Genomic DNA, 546 nt, shown 5'->3' with positions numbered 1-546 from the left:
CAGAGTTAGCCGAAACCTCTCAGTCACTGACTCATATCGGAATTTTGCAAGAAATCGCTGACGAAAAGTCGGGGCAAGATTACCTATTAACAGAAAAGCCGCGTTTGCCAGCCAACACGTTAAATGCCTTTCGTCATCCTCGAAAAATCACTGGCAACCCTAAAGGTATCTATTTCGATGCTCAATCGCGCCGTAAAGAACCACGCTATCGATTCAAAACGCCGCTTGAACTCAGTTCGGGTGAGTTAAAAGCAGCAGGTTCAACCGTTGATATTTCTAAGCGAGGCTTGGGGATTCGTTTAGATGAGCCAACGATGTTACGCTCGGGACAAGAAGTGCAAGTTAACTTTCGTGAGTTACTACTTTACGATAAAAAGCTGCCTCTCATGGCCGTTCCATATCGCGTTATTCGAGTCAGCCCTGACGGCTGCAGCGTACAATTGGTTATTGATGAAAACAGCAAAACGATCCGTGTGATCGCTTTCTTCAACAGCATCATTGAACACAACCAAGATAAGCTGATCCCACAAAAAGAGATGTTACCAA

At 45.1% G+C, this 546-nt stretch carries 1 protein-coding gene; it reads left to right on the top strand.

Annotation, left to right across the window (positions count from 1 at the left end):
• The coding region (locus R7R24_RS29680; RefSeq protein WP_318120586.1) for a PilZ domain-containing protein at positions 1-546 on the top strand (546 nt) is incomplete at both ends.

The organism is Vibrio sp. 704 (assembly GCF_033339295.1).
Note: the sequence above shows the minus strand (reverse complement) of the source record. Positions and strands in the feature narration are given on the sequence as shown.